At 64.1% G+C, this 20,050-nt stretch carries 20 protein-coding genes; 8 read left to right on the top strand and 12 right to left on the bottom strand.

The genetic code is table 11. From position 1 onward, the window contains the following. Positions 1-63: 63 nt before the first annotated feature. Both AC0GNO_RS20065 and AC0GNO_RS20060 read right to left on the bottom strand, forming a co-directional pair. Entirely contained in the window at positions 64-843 is a 780-nt protein-coding gene (locus AC0GNO_RS20065; RefSeq protein WP_472905241.1) for an oxepin-CoA hydrolase, alternative type, read from the bottom strand. A gap of 34 nt (positions 844-877) precedes the next feature. Further along, positions 878-2,398, bottom strand: a complete 1,521-nt coding sequence (locus AC0GNO_RS20060; protein WP_472905240.1) for a 3-hydroxyacyl-CoA dehydrogenase — start codon at positions 2,396-2,398, stop codon at positions 878-880. A 76-nt stretch (positions 2,399-2,474) separates the two neighbouring features. On the opposite strand from AC0GNO_RS20060, the gene AC0GNO_RS20055 reads away from it, so the two are divergent. Beyond that, positions 2,475-4,553, top strand: a complete 2,079-nt coding sequence (locus AC0GNO_RS20055) for a type IV pilus assembly protein FimV (protein ID WP_472905239.1) — start codon at positions 2,475-2,477, stop codon at positions 4,551-4,553. Positions 4,554-4,631: 78 nt separating this feature from the next. On the opposite strand, the gene AC0GNO_RS20050 is transcribed toward AC0GNO_RS20055, so the two are convergent. The 3 genes from AC0GNO_RS20050 to lexA all read right to left on the bottom strand — a co-directional run bounded on the left by AC0GNO_RS20050 (position 4,632) and on the right by lexA (position 6,923). Continuing rightward, positions 4,632-5,639, bottom strand: coding sequence for a D-2-hydroxyacid dehydrogenase family protein (locus tag AC0GNO_RS20050; protein ID WP_472888000.1), 1,008 nt, complete (start codon positions 5,637-5,639; stop codon positions 4,632-4,634). An 82-nt stretch (positions 5,640-5,721) separates the two neighbouring features. Then, positions 5,722-6,102 (bottom strand): hypothetical protein, encoded by a 381-nt coding sequence (locus tag AC0GNO_RS20045; RefSeq protein ID WP_472905238.1) that lies wholly within the window; start codon positions 6,100-6,102, stop codon positions 5,722-5,724. A 134-nt stretch (positions 6,103-6,236) separates the two neighbouring features. Next, positions 6,237-6,923 (bottom strand): transcriptional repressor LexA, encoded by a 687-nt coding sequence (gene lexA / locus AC0GNO_RS20040; RefSeq protein WP_472887998.1) that lies wholly within the window; start codon positions 6,921-6,923, stop codon positions 6,237-6,239. A gap of 137 nt (positions 6,924-7,060) precedes the next feature. Between lexA and AC0GNO_RS20035 the strand changes: the two genes are divergently transcribed. From AC0GNO_RS20035 to AC0GNO_RS20025, 3 genes are read left to right on the top strand one after another with little or no spacing between them, the layout of a single operon-like run. Further along, on the top strand, positions 7,061-8,029 hold the full coding sequence (locus tag AC0GNO_RS20035) for an asparaginase (RefSeq protein ID WP_472905265.1): 969 nt from the start codon (positions 7,061-7,063) through the stop codon (positions 8,027-8,029). Positions 8,030-8,032: 3 nt separating this feature from the next. Continuing rightward, complete coding sequence (locus tag AC0GNO_RS20030) at positions 8,033-8,452, top strand: hypothetical protein (RefSeq protein WP_472905237.1); 420 nt, start codon at positions 8,033-8,035, stop codon at positions 8,450-8,452. 11 nt (positions 8,453-8,463) lie between these two features. Next, positions 8,464-8,943: a DUF6152 family protein gene (locus tag AC0GNO_RS20025; RefSeq protein ID WP_472887996.1), complete on the top strand. Its 480-nt coding sequence runs from the start codon at positions 8,464-8,466 to the stop codon at positions 8,941-8,943. 59 nt (positions 8,944-9,002) lie between these two features. On the opposite strand, the gene adk is transcribed toward AC0GNO_RS20025, so the two are convergent. From adk to AC0GNO_RS19995, 6 genes are all read right to left on the bottom strand, one after another. Continuing rightward, positions 9,003-9,659, bottom strand: coding sequence for an adenylate kinase (gene adk / locus AC0GNO_RS20020; RefSeq protein ID WP_472905236.1), 657 nt, complete (start codon positions 9,657-9,659; stop codon positions 9,003-9,005). Between the two features lie 153 nt (positions 9,660-9,812). Then, complete coding sequence (gene kdsB / locus AC0GNO_RS20015; protein WP_472905235.1) at positions 9,813-10,598, bottom strand: 3-deoxy-manno-octulosonate cytidylyltransferase; 786 nt, start codon at positions 10,596-10,598, stop codon at positions 9,813-9,815. Further along, complete coding sequence (locus tag AC0GNO_RS20010) at positions 10,595-10,801, bottom strand: Trm112 family protein (RefSeq protein WP_305362738.1); 207 nt, start codon at positions 10,799-10,801, stop codon at positions 10,595-10,597. Before AC0GNO_RS20010 ends, kdsB begins: the two co-directional genes overlap by 4 nt. Before the next feature lie 24 nt (positions 10,802-10,825). Next, positions 10,826-11,926: a tetraacyldisaccharide 4'-kinase gene (gene lpxK, locus AC0GNO_RS20005; protein WP_472905234.1), complete on the bottom strand. Its 1,101-nt coding sequence runs from the start codon at positions 11,924-11,926 to the stop codon at positions 10,826-10,828. Positions 11,927-11,928: 2 nt separating this feature from the next. After that, the gene (locus AC0GNO_RS20000) at positions 11,929-12,366 is read right to left on the bottom strand and encodes an ExbD/TolR family protein (protein ID WP_472905233.1); all 438 of its coding nucleotides are present in this window, start codon (positions 12,364-12,366) and stop codon (positions 11,929-11,931) included. 55 nt (positions 12,367-12,421) lie between these two features. After that, positions 12,422-13,063: a MotA/TolQ/ExbB proton channel family protein gene (locus tag AC0GNO_RS19995; RefSeq protein ID WP_472887991.1), complete on the bottom strand. Its 642-nt coding sequence runs from the start codon at positions 13,061-13,063 to the stop codon at positions 12,422-12,424. Positions 13,064-13,469: 406 nt separating this feature from the next. On the opposite strand from AC0GNO_RS19995, the gene xseA reads away from it, so the two are divergent. From xseA to AC0GNO_RS19980, 3 genes are all read left to right on the top strand, one after another. After that, the gene (gene xseA, locus AC0GNO_RS19990; RefSeq protein WP_472905264.1) at positions 13,470-14,696 is read left to right on the top strand and encodes an exodeoxyribonuclease VII large subunit; all 1,227 of its coding nucleotides are present in this window, start codon (positions 13,470-13,472) and stop codon (positions 14,694-14,696) included. 136 nt (positions 14,697-14,832) lie between these two features. Beyond that, the gene (locus AC0GNO_RS19985; protein ID WP_472905232.1) at positions 14,833-15,414 is read left to right on the top strand and encodes a superoxide dismutase; all 582 of its coding nucleotides are present in this window, start codon (positions 14,833-14,835) and stop codon (positions 15,412-15,414) included. A 329-nt stretch (positions 15,415-15,743) separates the two neighbouring features. After that, the gene (locus tag AC0GNO_RS19980; protein ID WP_472905231.1) at positions 15,744-17,981 is read left to right on the top strand and encodes an NADP-dependent isocitrate dehydrogenase; all 2,238 of its coding nucleotides are present in this window, start codon (positions 15,744-15,746) and stop codon (positions 17,979-17,981) included. A gap of 117 nt (positions 17,982-18,098) precedes the next feature. On the opposite strand, the gene AC0GNO_RS19975 is transcribed toward AC0GNO_RS19980, so the two are convergent. Continuing rightward, on the bottom strand, positions 18,099-18,512 hold the full coding sequence (locus AC0GNO_RS19975) for a DUF192 domain-containing protein (RefSeq protein ID WP_472905263.1): 414 nt from the start codon (positions 18,510-18,512) through the stop codon (positions 18,099-18,101). 244 nt (positions 18,513-18,756) lie between these two features. On the opposite strand from AC0GNO_RS19975, the gene icd reads away from it, so the two are divergent. Further along, positions 18,757-20,010, top strand: a complete 1,254-nt coding sequence (gene icd, locus AC0GNO_RS19970; protein ID WP_177134363.1) for an NADP-dependent isocitrate dehydrogenase — start codon at positions 18,757-18,759, stop codon at positions 20,008-20,010. Positions 20,011-20,050 lie beyond the last annotated feature (40 nt).

The following is a 20,050-nucleotide window of genomic DNA, read 5'->3' as shown; positions in this document are numbered from 1 at the left end:
CCTGTCCCGCAGGTGTCCTTTTGTGTCATGGCCCATGGCACTGCTGGCCATGGCCCACGGGTGTCAGCGGTAGTTTGCTGGGCGCTTTTCGAGAAAGGCTGCGATGCCTTCGCCGGCGTTGGCGTGGTGCAGGCAACGCACGAAGTGATCGCGCTCGGCACTCAGCTGCGCGTGCAGTGAAACCGTCAGTGCGTCGTTGGCCAGTTCCTTGATGCTGGCGAGCGCGTTGGGGGCCCGGGCGTTGAGCCGTTCTGCCGCGGCCAGCGCACAGGCCAGCGCTTCGCCGGGCGCACTCACTTGGGTGATCACGCCCAAGGCATGCAGACGGGTGGCATCCATGCGCTCGCCGCCCATCAGGAGCTGCAGTGCGGTGGCGCGAGGCAGGGCACGCATGAGGCTCCAGGTGGCACCACCGTCAGGCGACAGACCCACGTTGCTGTAGGCCATGACAAACACGCTGTTGTGCGCGGCAACGATCAGGTCGCAGGCCAGTGCGAGCGAGAAACCCGCGCCCGCACACGATCCCTCCACGGCGGCGAGCACCGGCTTCGGAAACACGCGGATGCTCTCGATCCAGTTGTGCAGACCTTCGATGCTCTGCGCCTGGACTTCGGGGGGTTGTTGCCGGTTGGCCATCAGGCGCTGCAGGTTGCCACCAGCGCAGAAATGGCTGCCTTCACCTGTGATGACCACGCTGCGCACGTCCGTGTTGTTTTCGGCCACGCTCAGCGCCTCCACACCGGCGGCGTAGATGTCCGGGCCCAGCGCGTTGCGGTGTTCGGGATTGCTGATGGTCAGCACCATGGTCTGGCCATGGCTGTGGCTTTTGAGGCTGGCGGTCATGCGTGTGGTGTGTGTTCGTGTCGGCTGGCAGATTTCAGGCTTCTTCGTGCATCAGGCTCAGGCCCAGTGCGCCACGGCGGCGCAGCCAGGGCGAAGGGCGGTAGCGCGGGTCGCCGTAAACGGTCTGCATGTTGAAGAGGATCTCCAGCACATTGGTCGGGCCAATGCGGTCGCCCATCGCCAGCGGCCCCATGGGATAGCCCAGGCCCAGTGTGACCGCCACTTCGAGGTCTTTCGGGCTGCAGACGCCCTGCTGGCACATGTCGGCCGCGATGTTGACGATGGTGGCCACGACACGTTGTGTCACGAAGCCGCCGCTGTCGCGCACCACGCTCACGGCCTTGCCATCGCTGGCGAAGAGGGCGTGGGCGGCATCGCGCATGTCGGGCCGGGTGGCCGGGTTGGTGGCGAGCACGCGCCGCTTGGTGGCGGTGTCGTCGAGCATCATGTCGATGCCGACGGTGCGGCTGGGGTCGAGGCGCTCCACGGCGGCGAGCGTGGTGACATCCAGCCCCAGCGGCGCCACCAGAATCAGGGCGGCGGAAGAGGGTGCCGCGGCGGTCTCGATGCTGGCCCCCAGAGTTTTGAGCAACTGGTAGATCTCGGGGCGGCGTGCCGCCTTGGGCGACACCCACACCGGTGGCAACGAGGACGCACCGGGGACGGGTGGTTCGGCCGGTACCTGCGCCACACCGTTGTCATAGGCGTAGAAGCCCTCGCCCACTTTCTTGCCCACCACACCACCGGCCAGTCGCTGAGCGGTGATCACGCTGGGGCGGTAACGCGGTTCATCGTAGTACTGGCGGTAGATCGACTCCATGACCGGATGCGACACATCCAGCGCGGTCAGGTCCATCAGCTCGAACGGTCCGAGCCTGAAGCCCATCTGGTCCTTGAGGATGCGGTCGATGGTGGCAAAGTCGGCCACGCGTTCCCCGACCACGCGCAACGCCTCGGTGCCATATCCCCGTCCGGCGTGGTTCACGATAAAGCCGGGGGTGTCCTGTGCCGCCACCGGGGTGTGACCGAACTGGCGCGCGTAGTCCGTCAGTTGCTGGCACACAACGGGTTTGGTTTTCAGCCCGGCGATCACTTCGACCACCCGCATCAAAGGCACAGGATTGAAAAAATGAAAACCGGCGAGCTGGGCGGGGCGCTGCAGTGCCGCCCCGATCGCGGTGACCGACAGCGACGATGTGTTGGTGGCCAGCACCGCTTCTGGCGTGACAACCGCCTCCAGTTCAGCGAACAGCCGCTGCTTCACGTCGAGCTTTTCCACGATGGCCTCGACCACCAGCGCACACGGCGCCATATCCGACGCCGCGCTGGCCAGCGATACGCGTGCCAGATACGCCGCCTGCATGTCAGGCGTGAGTTTGTTTTTGACCACCAGCTTTTGCCAGGTGTCCGCCAGGGCGGCGCGGGCCGCCTCGGCGGCGCCCGGCTGGAGATCCAGAAGCAGGACATGGCTGCCGGCCTGAACAGCCATCTGGGCAATGCCGCGCCCCATGGCTCCGGTGCCCACGATGCCAACGGTTGGGAAAATAGGTTGCATATGAAAGTATTCTTTCGAAAGGGATGGCGACAAGCTATGACAAAATGTTCCAACCTAGGAAAGAAGGGATTCTGACGTGCGCCAAATACTGGTGGGCTCCATTTTGCTATCAACTGTCCTGATCAGTCAGGCGGTGACCTTGGGCCGCCACAGTGGCGCGGCCGTGATTGGTCGCGGTCTTGACGTTCGGGTGCAGGCGATGGTGGGGCCGGATGAAGACGCATCGGCCCTTTGTATCCAGGCCGAGGTGTTCTTCGGTGATGCCCTGGTGTCGCCCGCTTCGGTTCGCACAAGCACGCAGCGCAGCGCGCCGGATGCGCAAGTATCGGTGCGCATTCAGACGTCGCAACCGGTGAACGAGCCCGTGGTGACGATCCTTGTTCGCGCAGGCTGTGCCATGCCCTTCTCTCGTCGTTATGTGTTGCTGGCCGACCCCCTGAGTGAGCCTGCGGTCAGTGCTGTCCCGGCATCGGCTGAGACGGGCGGCTCCGCAAGGGCCTCGATCTCGTCTTTGCCGGCTGTTCCCCGCAACGAGGACCTCAGTACCTCCGCGAGATCCGGTGCAAGCGCCGGCGGCACGGGCGCCGATACTTCGCCCGTTGCGGCGCCGAGAGCAGCCAATGCAACACCTTTGCCGAGGGCCGCTGCTTCCCGGCCCCGACCGGCCAGCGTGGTGCGCAAGCCCGCCGTCGCGGCGCCTCAACCAGCGGTTCCTCGGCTGCAGCTTGATCCCGTTGATCTGGGCCTGAGCATCGAGCGCGATCCGGTGCTCAAGCTCTCGTTGTCATTGCTGAGCGAACCCACCACGTCTGAAGAAACGCGAGCAGCGGCGGGCTTGCTCTGGAAAGCCATCAACGCCTCGCCCGAAGAGATCCTGCGCGATGCTCAAAAGCTCTCGGTGCTGGAGGCAGAATCCAAGGGGCTGCGAGAGCAGGAGGCGCGCAACAAAGTTGCGCTGCAGGCGATGGAAGCGCAGCTGGTGAAAGCGCGCTACATGACCTGGCTGGCCTACCTGCTGGGTGCGCTGTTGTTGCTGTCCTTGTTCGCTTTCCTGTTCGCCCGCCGCCGGCGCGGGCGCCATGAAGAGGCGCCCGCAAACGCGGCCTGGTGGGCGGATGCCGAGAAAGTGGGCAAGGGCTCCACCGTGACGAAATCCGCCGCTTCCAACCGGACCGATCCGTCGGGTGTGGACATTGATTTGACCCTCGGGCGGGAGTCATCCTTTGATGGATACCGTTCCCTGCATGACTCCACCATGGGTATCAACAGACTGCCGGCCGGTGCAGAGGGCGACCATCGCGAATACCCGGCCAGCCAGGTCGGAGTATCGCGGTCGGTGGCCACCGAGGAGCTGTTCGACGTCCAGCAGCAGGCCGATTTTTTCGTTTCGCTCGGCGAAACCGACAAGGCCATTGGCGTGCTCAAGGAACATCTGGCCGACAGCCAGGAACCGAGCGCACTGGCTTACCTCGACCTGTTCAAGCTGTACCACGAGCTGAACCGCCGGGCCGAATACGATGCCTTGCGTGTTGAATTCAACCATCTCTTCAACGCCGGCGCGCCCCCCTTTGATCAGTATTCGGACGACAGCCAGGGCTTGGAAGCCTATGAAACGGCTTTCAGCCGCATTCAGGCGCTCTGGCCGCAGCCTCGCGTGCTCGATGTCATTGAACAGTCGATTTTTCGCGAAGCGAACGAAGGCGACGCCGAGGTCTTTGATCTGGAGGCCTATCGGGAACTGCTGTTGCTGCATGCCATCGCCAAGGATCTGGTCAAGCGCGAGATGGTCGACAGCGCATCACAGGTCGACTTCCAGCACACCGCGATCAAACCACTGAAGGCAGTGGGCAACAAAGGGCTCGCGGCAGCAGTGGCCGCGGCATCGCTGGAGGGGCGTATCACTCAGCCGTTGGATGACATTCCCCCCGCCTCACCACGCCTGGGACTGGACGTCGATCTGGACGCCTTGTCAGAGATATCAGCGTTCGAAGCCTCACTGCCTGAGGTCTCTGTACCGGTGGAGCCAACGGCCAAGCCGGTGCCACCGCTGCACTCTTCGGTTCAGGAAGAGGGCAACCTGATCGATTTTGAAGTGCTGGACTTGATGCCGCCTGATGGGGATGAGGACAACGCACCGTCCAGGAAGGGCGGCTGAACAGCCTGCCAGACCACGAAAAAAGCGCCCGGAAGAACCTTCCGGGCGCTTTTTTTGTTTGCCTGAGGATGGATCGTTTCAGCGGCGAACCTGCAGCGCGCCCGGATTCAGGATGTGCGTGGGCGTGCCCTTGATGAAGTTGACCACGTTGTCGAAGGCCGATGAAAACAGGATCTCGTAGTTGTCGAGTTCCACATAGCCGATGTGGGGGGTGCAAATGCAGTTCTCCAGCCGCAGGAGGGCGTGCCCCTGCAGGATGGGTTCGGACTCAAACACGTCGATGGCGGCCATGCCGGGACGGCCCCGGTTGAGCGCTGCCAGCAAGGCATCAGACTCCAGAATCTCGGCGCGCGATGTATTGACCAGCAGCGACGTCGGTTTCATGAGGGAGAGGTCTTCCAGCGTGACGCAGCCGGCGCTTTGTTCTCCGAGCCGCAGGTGCAGGCTCAGCACATCCGACATCTCGAACAGCGCCTCACGACTGGTGGCGAGCTCGTAGCCGTCGGCCGCCGCCTGTGCCTGGGTTGGCTCGCTGCCCCAGACGATCACGCGCATCCCGAAAGCGCGGCCATAAGACGCGACCAGCTTGCCGATGCGACCGTAGCTCCAGATGCCCAGCACTTTGCCACTCAGCACCATGCCCAGCCCAAAGTTGGCCGGCATCGATGCCGCCTTCAGCCCGGACTGTTGCCAGGCACCGTGTTTGAGGCTGGCCACGTATTGTGGAATCCGGCGCATGGACGACATGATCAGCGCCCAGGTCAGTTCGGCGGCGGCGATCGGTGAACTGACGCCTTCGGCCACCGCGATGCCGCGCTCGGTGCAGGCATTGACGTCGATGTGGGGCCCGACGCGGCCAGTCTGCACGATCAGTTTGAGGCGCGGCAGCTTTTCAACCAGCTGCCGCGTGATCTGGGTGCGCTCGCGGATCAGAACCAGCACATCGGTATCGCGCAGCCGGACCGAAAGCTGGCCCACGCCCTTGACGGTGTTGGTGAAAACCTTGGCGGGATAGGGTGCCAGTTTGCTGGCACAGGGCAGTTTTCTGACCACATCCTGGTAGTCGTCAAGGATCACAATATTCATGGCCTCTATTGTGCCCGCAGGACCACCGCGATCCATTTGTCGCGGCTGGTTGTTCCCGGCCGAGCGGCACAGCCGGGTGGGTTCAGGCGCGCAGTTGCGGGCGCTCCGACTGGAGTTCCAGTGCCGCCAGGCGTTCAAGCTCTGCGCACACATCGTTGATGCGACCGGAGATCACCAGCCGCCCATCGGCGCGCGGACTGCCTGAAGTGTCCATGGTCCTCAGCACCCGCACATGGCAGGCTCGGACCATGGCATGGCTGGTGACGCGGTGCCCGGTGATGACGCCCGTGCGGCTGTCCGCAGGGCTCTTTGGGGGACGGGTCAACCAGCCGGCACGGACAAAGCGTTGCAGGATTTGCGGAAGCGAGCGAGCGGTGCCCACCCGTTCAAATGAGGGAGGCAGCCAGCTGTCGATGAGCAGCAGCGGCGTGCGCCAGGTGTTGGTGTTGAAGCGGATTCCCATGCGAAACTCCAAAAGGGGTTGAACACAGGCAGGATTGCGGATGAAGTCGCCAGCGCAGGGATGTGCCTGGTGCGCGTGTATCACGCACCAGACCAAACGCCCGCCACCTGCTGAGGCGACGCAGACCCGAAGGGTCAGAGCTGGAAGCTGTTGCGGATGAGCCCCACCGCCAGGCCTTCGATTTCAAAGGGCTCTCCCGGTTCGACGACGATGGTCTTGTAGTCCGGGTTCTCTGCATGCAGTTCGATCAGATGCTGGCGCCGCATGAAGCGCTTGACGGTCACGTCGTCGCCCAGGCGGGCCACCACGATCTGGCCGTTTTTGGCTTCCTTGGTGGATTGCACGGCGAGCAGGTCACCGTCCATGATGCCGACGTCCCGCATGGACATGCCGCGCACCTTGAGCAGGTAGTCGGGCGTGCGCTGGAACAGGCTGCGCTCGACGTGGTAAGTCTGCTCCACGTGTTCCTGTGCCAGGATGGGCGAGCCGGCGGCCACACGCCCGATCAGGGGCAGCATCAGCTGCGACAGGCTGGGCAGCGGCAGTGTAAGCTGGCGCCCCCGCGACTCGTTGATGGATTGGAGGTCTTCGTTGCGCAGGCGGATGCCGCGCGAGGTGCCGCTTACCAGCTCGATGGCGCCCTTGCGCGCAAGGGCCTGCAGATGTTCTTCGGCTGCGTTGGCGGACTTGAAACCCAGCTCATGGGCGATTTCCGCACGCGTTGGCGGAGAACCGGTGCGAGCAATGGCACTCTGGATGAGTTCCAGAATCTGTTGCTGGCGGGCGGTGAGCTTGGGCGGGTAAAGCGGCGACTCGATCATGGGGACCTCGTGAAAATGCGGGGAGGAACTCACTCTGGTGAGACTCGCGACCGGGACTGGTCAGATCAACAAGCTGTTTTCTTATCCAGTGGCTGTATTTTTAACCAGTTTTGGAGACTTGGCAAGTGGCAGATGCAATGGAAACCCGGCGGTGCGTCATTCTGGGCACGGGCGGCACCATCGCCGGCCGGGCCATCCGACCCGGGGATGGCGTCGGGTACGTGGCGGGTCAGGTCCGTGTTGAGGACCTGCTGGCATCGATTCCGTCCATGGCGGGATTGCCCCTGGAAGTGGAGCAGGTGGCCCAGGTGGACAGCAAGGACATGGGCTTTGCACTCTGGCAGCAGCTGGCCACCCGGCTGGCCTTTCACCTCAGCCGGCCCGAGGTGGACGCGGTCGTGATCACGCACGGCACCGACACCATCGAAGAGACCGCGTTCTTCCTGCAAACCGTGCTGCGACCGGCCAAGCCGGTGGTGTTCACCTGCGCGATGCGACCGGCCACGGCGCTGGTGCCGGACGGGCCACAGAATCTGGTCGACGCGCTGGCTGTGGCCAGCCATCCCGGGGCGCAAGGCGTCGTGTTGGTGTGCGCGGGGCAGATCCACAGCGCGGCCGACGTGAGCAAGGTGCACACTTACCGGGTGGATGCGTTCGACTCGGGTGATGCCGGACCGCTGGGTTGCGTGGAAGAAGGCCGGGTTCGGCTGTTCCGACCCTGGCCATTGGCCTCTGAAACCGGGTTCTGGGACCCGGTTGCATTGCAGCGCATCCAGTCGGCTCAGGCTTTGCCGCCGGTGGTCGTGCTCACCAGCCACGCCGACGCCGATGGCACGCTGGTGCGCGCCCTGTTGTCCTGTAGCGATGCAGCTCCAGGCCCAGCCGTGCGAGGCATCGTGGTGGCCGGTACTGGGAACGGCACGGTGCACCATGCGCTGGAGGCCGCGTTGCTGGAAGCGCAGGCCAGGGGCGTGCGTGTGGTTCGAACCAGCCGTTGTGCGCATGGGCCTTTGTTGACGCATCCGGGGCAGTTGTTGTCGGATGCCCGCAGCCTCACACCGGTCAAGGCGCGTATTGCGCTGGCGCTGGAGTTGCTGGAGGACTGAGCCATGTTCCAGGCGCTGGGTGCCCATCCCTGGGCCTACCCCATGCTGGAGGTGGCGCACATCCTGGGCATTGCGTTGCTGCTGGGCAACCTGATCTTGCTGGAGCTGCGGGTGTTCGGCTGGGGTGCGGCGTTGCCGGTGCTTGCGTTGGCCCGCCTGAGTCTCACGCTGGTGGGTCTGGGCTTCTGCCTGGCGGCTGCCTCGGGTCTGCTGATGTTTTCCACCCAGGCCGGGGAACTGTTGGGCAATAGGGTGTTCACAGCCAAGATGCTGTTGTTGCTGCTGGCAGCGTGCAATGCCGCCTGGTTTCACGCCCGGGGCTCGCTGCAGCGGCTCGACGGCACCGCACGCACGCTCATGGGGGTCTCCACCGTCATCTGGTTGTCGGTGCTGACCTGTGGGCGCTGGATTGGCTACGTGTGAAGGAGACAGCGATGCGCAGACGACTCTTCATCCAGACCGGTACCTGGCTGGGTCTTTCCGGCTTGAGCGCCGCCACATGGGCCCACCATGGCTGGAGCAGCTTTGACCAGAACCGCCCCATCTACCTGGAGGGTCGGGCTGTGGAGGTGAAATGGCGCAACCCCCATGTCGAACTGGTGCTGGAACTGCCCGAAACCCTGGCCTTGCCGAAGGATCTTGCTCAGCGGCCCTTGCCGGCGCAGACCGCCAATGTGGACGGACCCGCCTTGCTGGCCAAGACAGTCCTGCCCACGCGGCGCGACCGGCGCTGGGACATCGAATTCGCGCCGCTGTTTCGCCTGGGCCAGTGGCAGATGCCCGAAATCAGGACCGGGGCCGCTGTGTCGATGGTTGGTTTCACCTTCAAGGACGAACAGGGCGGCGCTGTCCTGCGGGCCGAATACGTCTTTCTGGACGGCAAGACCTATGGCTTGAGGTCCAGTCCGGCCTGAACCGCCCGGACACAAAAAACCCGGCAGGCGGCCGGGTTCCTGTGGGTTGCGGAGCCGGATTATTTCGAGAGGGCCTCGAAGGCGCGCGCGGTGATGTCATCGACCGAGCCCATGCCGCTGATGGCGCGGTACTTCGGCGCAGCGGCGGCATCGGCTTTGGCCCAGTTGCCGTAATAGTCCACCAGCGGGCGCGTCTGGGCGCTGTACACCTCCAGACGCTTCTTGACGGTTTCTTCCTTGTCGTCGTCGCGCTGGATCAGCGATTCACCGGTCACGTCGTCTTTGCCGTCCACCTTGGGCGGGTTGAACTTGACGTGGTAGGTGCGGCCAGAGGCCGGATGCGAGCGTCGGCCGCTCATGCGTTCGATGATGGCTTCGAACGGCACGTCGATTTCCAGCACGTAGTCGAGCTTCACGCCAGCCGCTTTCATGGCGTCGGCCTGAGGGATGGTGCGGGGAAAGCCGTCGAACAGGAAGCCGTTGGCACAGTCCGATTGAGCGATGCGTTCCTTGACCAGGTTGATGATGAGATCGTCGCTGACCAGTCCGCCCGATTCCATCACGGCCTTGGCCTGCATGCCCAGCGGGGTACCCGCCTTCACGGCGGCACGCAGCATGTCACCGGTCGAAATCTGGGGAATGCCGTATTTCTGGCAGATGAACGCGGCTTGCGTGCCTTTGCCGGCGCCGGGTGCGCCCAACAGAATCAGTCTCATCGTTGTCCTTTTTCAGAGTTTCAAATGGAGGGCCGCTGACCTCACGCGGCAGCGCCCGGGTCCGGGATCCGGGGGCGACCGTTCGAGGATAGCACGCGCTAACCAGACGCTGGCTTACAGCGTGGGCAAGTCAAAAAGCGCTGAAAACAGCAGTCAGCCGAGGGCAAAGAGCGCGCGCACGCGCTCCAGATCGTCGGGGGTGTCGACCCCCGGCCCGGGGGCCTGCGCGCTCACATGGACCGCGATGCGTTCGCCATGCCAGAGCACACGCAACTGTTCCAGCGATTCGGTCCGCTCCATGGGCGCGGGCTCCAGCGCCGGAAAGCGGCGCAGAAAGCCGGAGCGGTAGGCGTAGATGCCGATATGGCGCAAAGGCGCGGGCGAGGGCAGGGTGTTGCGGTGGGACGCATCGGCCATGCCATCGCGCCACCAGGCAATGGGCGCACGGCTGAAGTACAACGCGGTCTGTGCGCGGTCGAGCACTACCTTGACGACGTTCGGGTTGAGGAAGTCGGCCATGTGATCGATGGCGTGCGCCGCGGTGCTCATCACGCAGTCTGTGCGGCGCTGGAGGTCCAGTGCCACGGCATCAATCAGCGACGGGTCCATCAGCGGCTCATCACCCTGCACATTGACCACCACGGCGTCATCCGCCAGGCCCAGTTGTTCGCAGGCTTCGGCCAGCCGGTCGCTGCCGGACGCGTGGTCGGTGCGTGTGAGCAGGGCGGTGATGCCGTGCGCTTCACAGGCTGCGACGATGCGTGCGTCGTCTGCAGCGACCACACAGCGGCTGGCGCGACTCTGCTGTGCGCGCTGCGCCACGCGCACCACCATCGGCAGGCCACCGATGTCGGCCAGCGGCTTGTCGGGCAGGCGGCTCGAAGCGAGCCGTGCCGGAATCAGCACGGTGAACGCACCTGGAGCCACGTCCAGGCTCATGGGGCCGGTGAAGGGCGGGGCGGGCGGGCCGCTTCTTCTTCAGTGATCGGGCGGGCCTCGTGCTCCAGCAGGATAGGGATACCGTCGCGCACGGCGTAGGCCAGCCGCGCACTGCGGGAGATCAGTTCCTGTTTCTCACGATCAAAGATCAGCGGGCCCTTGGTGACCGGGCAGACCAGCAATTCAAGCAGTTTGGTGTCCATGCGGGAATGATAGTCGGCAGATGGTCAGCGGATGCGCTGGATTGACGCGAGGCGACGGTCCAGCGCCTCAAAGAAGGCCGCTTCGGGACGCAACTCCAGTGGGACCGCCCAGGCCTGACGGGCATCGCCTGAGGCCGGCTCAGGCCTGCAGGCGAACAGCTTGACAGCATCCTTTTCGGTGCACAGCAGCGGGCCTGTGCTCTGCTCCAGCAGTTCTGCATAGGCCTGTTGACCTGCGTGATCGGGCAGCGCCACGGTTGCTGCCAGGGTGAGCCCGCGGGCGCGCAGCATGTCGAAAAAAACCGAGGGGCGTGCGATGCCGGCCAGCGCCGTGACGGGTTGGTCCTGGAAATCGCGCAAGGGGCGGCGCTGCCCCTGCGGTCCGACGGCGTGATCGGCCAGGCGTCGCGTGGCTTCGAAAACGGGCAGATTGCACGGCCTTTCCAGCGGGGTGGTCGACGGGACCACGGCGGGGGATTCGCTGCGCTGATTCAACACCAGGTCCGGTCGAAAGGGGTTGCCCTTCCCGGGCGGCCAGGGCTCGCGCAGCAGCCCTGCGGGCAGCAACCAGCCGTTGCCGGTGCTGCGGTCGTCGAACACGGCTATCGACAGGTCGCGGCCCAGCGCCAGGTGCTGCAGGCCATCGTCGCAGACGATCAGGTCAACCCCGGGGTGCGCTGCGAGCAGGGCTTGGCCGGCCTCGGAGCGACGGGCCGCCACGAACACCGGCACGCCAGCACTGCGCCGGATCAGGGCGGGCTCGTCGCCGCTGTCGGTGGCAGGCGTGTCGGGATGCACTTCCAGCACGCCAGTGCCACGGCGACCGTGTCCGCGTGACACCACGCCTGGTTGCCAGCCACGCTGTTGCAGATGTTGCAGCAGGGCCAGCACGGTCGGCGTCTTGCCGGCGCCGCCCACGACCACGTTGCCCACCACGATGACCGGCACCGGCAGGCGAACGGTCTTCAGCACGCCGGCGGCAAAGAGCCGGCGGCGCAGGGCGGTCAGCCATCCATACAGGATCGAAACAGGCCAGAGCAGATGGGCCAGCGGACCGCGGGTCCGCCAGATGCCCTGCCAGCGGGCCTGCCCTTTGTCGAGGCGCTGTGGCTGGGCAGCGGGCACGGTCAGGGCTTGCTGCGCGCGCGCTGGGAGCCCGACTGCTGGGTGGCGAAGGTGATCTGCACCAGGCCGGCACGGCGGGCGGCGTCCATCACGTTGATGACCGACTGGTGGGTCGCGGCGGCGTCCGCGCTGATGACGATGACCACCTCGCGGCTGTCCTGCGACGCTTGTGTGAGTGCGCGGGTCAGCATCTCCACACCCGAGCCTTCGAGCACGTCCTTGTTGATCGCGTAGCGACCGTCGCTGCTGACGGAAACGATCACTTCTTTGGGTTCGGTGCGCTGCGCCTGGGCATCGGCCACCGGCAGGTTGACCTGCAGCTGCGTGAATTTGCTGTAGGTCGTGGTGAGCATCAGGAAGATCAGCACCACCAGCAGGATGTCGATGAACGGGATCAGGTTGATCTCGGGTTCATCGCGGGAGCCGGGCCGGAAGTTCATGCGGCCTCCCGGGCAGGCCGCGCTGCGCCGCGCGCGTGAAAGGGGGTGTGAAGCGTCATTTGCGCAAGGTCAGCAGGTGACGGGTGAAACGCTCGGAAGCGATTTCCATGATCAGCAGGTAATCATCGACCCGGGCGCGGAAGTAACGCCAGAAGATCAGGGCCGGGATGGCCACCATGAGGCCAAAGGCGGTGTTGTACAGCGCGATCGAGATGCCATGCGCCAGCTGGCCGGGATTGCCCCCGCCGGGGACCGTGCCCATGCCACCATCACCGGCTTGCGAGCCGAAGATTTCGATCATGCCGATGACCGTTCCAAGCAGGCCCAGCAGCGGGGCGGCGGACGCGATGGTGGCCAACGCACCCAGGTAGCGCTGCAGTTTGGCGGCCGTCTGGCGTCCTGCACCCTCGAGGCTGGAGCGCAGGTCGTCTTCGCTGACCCGTGGGTTGCTGTTGAGCGCGCGGAAACCGCTGGCGAGCACTTCGCCGAGCGCCGAGTTTTGCTCCAGCTGGTTGACCACATCGGCACCGGGCACCCCGTTGCGCGACACCATGATGGCTTCGTCGAGCAGTTTCGGTGGTGCGATCTTGACGGTTTTGAGGCTGATGAAGCGCTCGATGACGAGGGCCATGCCCAGGACGGAACAGATGATCAGGGGCCAGATCGGCCAGCCAGCGGCTTGTATGATGGAAAACAAATCAGGGCTCCAGACAAAAGCCGCCTGCTTGGCGGCCAGAGTGCAATCTCCCGGATTATGTCTCACCATCCGGTGGCGAACGGCCGGAAAACCTCCACCAGGGATCCATCTACCTGTCCAGCCCGATGCACAGATTCTGTGGATAACTTTGTGAAGAACCGGTATCCCAACGCCCGCCAGCCCGCTGTGGTCGCGGCTCCCGACAGTTCGATGAGAAAACAGGCAGTGCAAAACGCATTGAAATCAAGCGCTTGGCGTTCAGCCCATGCGCCATGGGGTCTTTCAGGCTACAAGCCCAGAAATTTCGCGGCTTGTGGACAGATTGGGTCTGGAGAGCCCTGTGTCTGAGCCATTTCTGGATGCCGAAACCCCATCGGCGCGGCGTGTGTGGGCGGTTGGTCCGCTCATGCGCGCGATTGCTGACACCCTGGCCGCGCGTTTCAATCCGGTCACCGTCCGGGGCGAGATTTCGGGTTTCTCCCGCGCGGCCAGCGGACATTGTTATTTTTCACTCAAGGACGATACCGGCCAGGTGCGCTGCGCCTTGTTTCGCCGTTCGGCCGACCAGCTGGACTTTGCGCCGCGCGATGGCCAGGTGGTCGAGGCGCTGGGCAAGCTCGACGTCTATGGGCCCCGCGGTGATCTGCAGCTCATCGTCGACAGCCTCAAGCCGGCGGGCCAAGGGGCCTTGTTCGAACAGTTCCTGCGCCTGAAAGCCCGACTGGAAGCGGAAGGGCTGTTCGACGCGGCGCGCAAACGCCCGTTGCCAGCCCAGCCACGCAGCATTGGTGTGGTGACTTCGCTCGGCGCAGCCGCCCTGCGCGATGTGGTCACGGCGCTGCGCCGGCGTGTGCCCCACGTGCCGGTGGTGATCTACCCGGCGGCGGTGCAGGGTGCCCAGGCGCCGGCCGAGCTGTGTGCGGCCTTGCAGTCCGCCTACCGGCGCCATGCGACCACCGGTGAGAGCGAGGTGCTGCTGCTGGTGCGGGGCGGAGGCTCGCTGGAAGACCTGTGGTCGTTCAACGACGAGACGCTGGTGCGCACCGTGGCGCAGTCGCCGATGCCGGTGGTTTGCGGGGTGGGTCACGAGACCGACTTCACCCTGGCTGATTTTGTGGCCGATCTGCGAGCGCCCACGCCCACGGCTGCCGCCGAGTTGTGCGCGCCCGCGCGCGAGGTGCGGGTGGGTGAGCTGGCCTATTTGCAGGAACGGCTGAGCGAGGCGGTTCTGGGCGGTATTGACCAGCGCGCGCAACGGCTGGACCGGCTGGGTCAGCGCCTGGGGCGGCCTTCCGTTCGTGTGCACGACAGCCGCCAGCAGCTCACCGGCCTGCAGCACCGGCTGCGCGGCGCGCTGCTCCTGGCGGCCCAGCGCGCGGACAGCCGCCTGCAGGGTCTACAAAGCCTGATGCCCCAGGCGCTGCGTCGCGCGGTGGCGCAGCACGCCCAGCGCCTGCAGCGGTGCGAAAGCGCCCTGGGGCATCTGGACCCCCAGCTCGTGCTGGAGCGGGGTTACACCTACCTCTCCGACACCCAGGGTCTTGCCATCACCCGGTGCAGCCAGACCCAGCCTGGCCAGTCGGTGCGGGCCCGTCTGGCCGATGGTGAGCTGGAACTCACGGTCAACCGCTGAGAAGATGAGGCGGTGGGCCAAGAAACCCTGAACGCACAAACCATAGCGTCCCTGCCTACAATGGCGCGGTTTCGGGCTGCCGGCGATCGCCTTCAGCCACCCGCCTTCCCACAACGCCAACCGAACGAGGAACCCCATGGAACACACCCTGCCCGCATTGCCCTACGCGATCGACGCCCTGGCGCCGCACTACTCCCAGGAAACGCTGGAGTTCCACCACGGCAAGCACCACAACGCTTATGTGGTCAACCTGAACAACCTGCAAAAGGGCACCGAGTTCGAAGCGATGGACCTGGAGTCCATCATCAAGAAGTCCAGCGGTGGCATCTACAACAACTCGGCCCAGATCTGGAACCACACCTTCTTCTGGAACTGCATGAAGCCCAATGGCGGCGGTGAGCCGTCCGGCGCCCTGGCCGCGGCCATCAACGCCAAGTTCGGCAACTACGCCGCCTTCAAGGAAGCCTTCGTCAAGAGCGCCGTGGGCAACTTCGGTTCGGGCTGGACCTGGCTGGTGAAGAAGGCCGACGGTTCGGTCGACATCGTCAACATGGGCGCCGCCGGCACCCCGCTGACCACGGGCGACAAAGCCCTGCTGACCGTCGACGTGTGGGAACACGCCTACTACATCGACTACCGCAACATGCGTCCGAAGTTCGTCGAGACCTTCCTCGACAAGCTGGTGAACTGGTCGTTCGCCGAAGCCAATTTCGCCTGAGCGGTCCTCCTGATCGCCGCACAAGGGCTCGAAGGCCATGCCTTCGGGCCTTTTTTGTTGGTGCGTCCACGGTTTGTCTCTTTTTGTGATGCTTCACAAAGGCTTTCGAGCGCTTGTGGCCGATGGTTCCGTGCGAGAACAGTCGGGTGCAGTCTCGTAGACATGAAAAAACAGAAATTTTTATCTGCAATTTTCATATTGCAAGATAAGAGTTCAAAAAATGGTGTCTGGGTCAGAGCGATGAAAGCAAAATCCCAGACTATCCGGCGGTTCTGCGGTTGGCACCTACCGATCAGCGGGATTCCTACAACGATCTACGGAGCAAATACATGAGCACCCAGCAGCCCACCATCATCTACACGCTGACCGACGAAGCCCCGCTGCTGGCGACCAGCGCCTTTCTGCCCATCATCCGCACCTTCACCGCACCCGCCGGCATCAATGTCGAGTCCAGCGACATTTCAGTGGCTGCCCGCGTGCTGGCCACGTTTCCTGAATGCCTGACCGAGGCGCAGCGTGTGCCCGACACCCTGTCCGAACTGGGCAAGCTGACGCTGAAGCCCGAAGCCAACATCATCAAACTGCCCAACATCAGCGCCTCTGTCGGCCAGCTGGTCAGCGCGATCAAGGAACTGCAGTCCAAGGGCTACGCGCTGCCCGACTACCCCGAAGCGCCGAAAACCGAGGAAGAGAAAGCCATCCGCGCCCGCTACGCCCGTTGCATCGGCAGCTCGGTGAACCCGGTGCTGCGCGAAGGCAACTCCGACCGCCGCGCGCCGCGCGCCGTGAAGGAATACGCGCGCAAGAACCCGCACAGCATGGCCGAGTGGAGCCAGGCCTCGCGCTCGCACGTCTCGCACATGCACCACGGCGACTTCTACCACGGTGAAAAGTCCATCACCCTGGACAAAGCCCGTGACGTCAAGATGGAACTGATCACCCGGAGTGGCCAAACGATCGTCCTGAAGCCCAAGGTGTCGCTGCTGGACCGCGAAGTCATCGACAGCATGTTCATGAGCAAGAAAGCCCTGGAGGCTTTCTACGAAAAAGAGATTGAAGACGCTCGCAAGACCGGCGTGATGTTCTCGCTGCACGTGAAGGCGACCATGATGAAGGTGTCGCACCCGATCGTGTTTGGCCACTGCGTGAAGATCTTCTACAAGGACGCGTTCGAGAAGCACGCCAAGCTGTTTGAAGAACTGGGCGTGAACGTCAACAACGGCATGGCCGATCTGTACGGCAAGATCGCCACGCTGCCACAGAGCAAGCAGGACGAGATCAAGCGCGACCTGCATGCCTGTCACGAGCACCGTCCCGAGCTGGCCATGGTGGACTCGGCCAAGGGCATCACCAACTTCCATTCGCCCAACGACGTGATCGTGGACGCCTCCATGCCCGCCATGATCCGCAACGGCGGCAAGATGTGGGACGCCAACGGTCGCCTGAAGGACGTCAAGGCCGTGATGCCGGAATCGACTTTCGCCCGCATCTACCAGGAGATGATCAACTTCTGCAAGTGGCACGGCGCCTTCGACCCCAAGACCATGGGCACGGTGCCCAACGTCGGCCTGATGGCCCAGCAGGCCGAGGAATACGGCTCGCACGACAAGACCTTCGAAATCACCGAAGACGGCGTGGCCAACATCACCGATCTGGCCACCGGCGAAGTGCTGCTGTCGCAGAACGTGGAGAAGGGCGACATCTGGCGCATGTGCCAGGTCAAGGACGCCGCCATCCGCGACTGGGTGAAGCTGGCCGTGAACCGCGCCCGCAACTCCGGCATGCCGGTGGTGTTCTGGCTGGACCAGTACCGTCCTCACGAAGCGCAGCTGATCACCAAGGTCAAGATGTACCTGCACGAGCACAACACCGCGGGTCTGGAAATCCAGATCATGAGCCAGGTGCGTGCCATGCGCTATACGCTGGAGCGCGTGATCCGTGGCCTGGACACCATCAGCGCCACCGGCAACATCCTGCGCGACTACCTGACCGACCTGTTCCCCATCATGGAACTGGGCACCTCGGCCAAGATGCTCTCTATCGTGCCACTCATGGCGGGTGGCGGCATGTACGAAACCGGAGCCGGTGGTTCGGCGCCCAAGCACGTGCAGCAGCTGGTGGAAGAAAACCACCTGCGCTGGGACTCGCTGGGTGAGTTCCTGGCGCTCGCTGTGTCGCTGGAAGATCTGGGTCTGAAGACCGGCAACAACGCAGCGAAGATCCTGGCGAAGACGCTGGATGCCGCCACCGGCAAGCTGCTGGAGAACAACAAGAACCCGTCGCCCAAGACGGGTCAGCTCGACAACCGCGGCAGCCAGTTCTACCTGGCCATGTACTGGGCCCAGGCCCTGGCGGCCCAGACCGACGATGCGGCCCTGGCTGCCCGTTTTGCGCCGCTGGCCCAGCAACTGGCCGACAACGAGCAAACCATCGTTGCCGAACTGGCGGCTGTGCAGGGCAAACCGGTCGACATCGGGGGCTATTACCTGCCGGACTTCGAGAAGCTGGCCGCGGTGATGCGTCCCAGCCAGACGCTGAATGCGGTGCTGGCCGCTGCTCAAGGCTGAGCATCCCACTCGTCAGGCTTCGACACCCCGAAGCGATCCAGACGGCGCGAGCTGTCCGGGTCGCTTTTTTGTTGTCTGAGCGCCGGTCCTGCAGGGGCCGGCGGATCGGCGACGAACTTACTTGCGTCCGTCGAACGGTGCACCGCTCAGCCGGGAGCCGGCCTGGATGCCCCGCTTGGCAAACCAGCCCTGGTTCATCTCCAGCACAAAACGCACCGGCTTGGCGGAGCAATGCGAGTCCAGGGTCTGCGGCTTCATGTCGACCAGGTTGACGATGGTGCCGTCATCGGCCACGAAGGCGGCGGTCAAGGGCAGCAAGGTGTTTTTCATCCAGAAGCACTGGCCCGCGGGTTGCTCGAAGACAAACAGCATGCCTTCACCGCCAGGCATGTCCTCGCGGAACATCAGCCCGATGGAGCGCTGTTCCGGGGTGGCGGCCACCTGGGCCTGGATCAGGTGCATACCCGCCGTGAGGGTGACGCGGGGCAGCTGGAGCTGGGGTGCATCGCGGGACCACGCAGGCCCTGTCATCAGGGCCAGCAGGCAGGACAGGCAAACGAGCAGTCGGTTCATGGGCAGACGATGTGATCGGGTGAAAAACGCATTGTCCGTCAAGCGCCGTGCACAGGTCCGTGATCGGCGATTTCCACGGACAGATCCGGCGTCCGATCCGCTCGATCAGGACTAGAATTCTTGAGGTCCATCCCGGCGCCATGCCCGGGCACACTGGATTCAGAAGCGTTCGACAATGCATCCCATACGGAGACCCGTTTCCATGTACCAGCACATCAAGGTTCCAGCCCAGGGTGAAAAAATCACCGTCAACGCCGACATGTCCCTGAACGTGCCGGATGAACCGATCATTCCTTATATCGAAGGCGATGGAACTGGTCTGGACATCACACCCGTGATGCTCAAGGTGGTCGATGCCGCCGTGGCCAAAGCCTACGGCGGCAAGAAAAAAATTCACTGGATGGAGGTGTTCGCCGGCGAGAAGTCGACCCAGGTGTACGGCCCCGACGTCTGGCTGCCCGAAGAAACCCTGGCGGCGCTGCGCGAATACGTGGTGTCCATCAAGGGCCCGCTGACCACCCCCGTGGGGGGCGGCATCCGATCGCTGAACGTGGCGCTGCGCCAGGAACTCGACCTTTACGTCTGCCTGCGCCCGGTGCAGTACTTCAAGGGCGTGCCTTCGCCCGTGAAAGAGCCCGAGAAAACCAACATGGTGATCTTCCGTGAGAACTCGGAAGACATCTACGCCGGCATCGAATACGAGGCCGAGTCCGACAAGGCGAAGAAGCTCATCAAGTTCCTGATGGAAGAGATGGGCGTGACCAAGATCCGCTTCCCGAACACCTCGGGCATTGGCATCAAGCCCGTGTCGCGCGAAGGCACCGAGCGTCTGGTGCGCAAGGCCATCCAGTACGCGATCGACAACGACAAGCCCAGCGTGACCATCGTGCACAAGGGCAACATCATGAAGTACACCGAAGGCGGCTTCCGCGACTGGTCGTACGCGCTGGCGCAGAAGGAGTTTGGTGCCGAACTGATCGACGGTGGCCCGTGGTGCAAGTTCAAGAACCCCAGGACCGGCAAAGACATCGTCATCAAGGACAGCATCGCCGACGCCTTCCTGCAGCAGATCCTGCTGCGCCCGGCCGAGTACTCGGTGGTCGCGACGCTCAATCTGAACGGCGACTACATCTCCGACGCGCTGGCGGCCCAGGTGGGTGGCATCGGCATCGCCCCGGGCGCGAACCTGTCCGACTCCGTGGCCTGCTTTGAAGCCACACACGGCACGGCGCCGAAGTACGCCGGCAAGGACTACGTGAACCCCGGCTCCGAAATTCTGTCGGCTGAAATGATGCTGCGCCACATGGGCTGGACCGAAGCCGCCGACCTGATCATCAGTTCGATCGAGAAGTCCATCGCCAGCAAAAAAGTCACCTACGACTTCGCCCGCCTGATGGACGGCGCCACCCAGGTGAGTTGCTCGGGCTTCGGCCAGGTCATGATCGATAACATGTAAACTAGTTTCCCCCGGGTGTTCCGGGTTGCAAAAAGGCCTC

This window comes from Hydrogenophaga sp. L310 (assembly GCF_055703065.1).
Note: the sequence above shows the minus strand (reverse complement) of the source record. Positions and strands in the feature narration are given on the sequence as shown.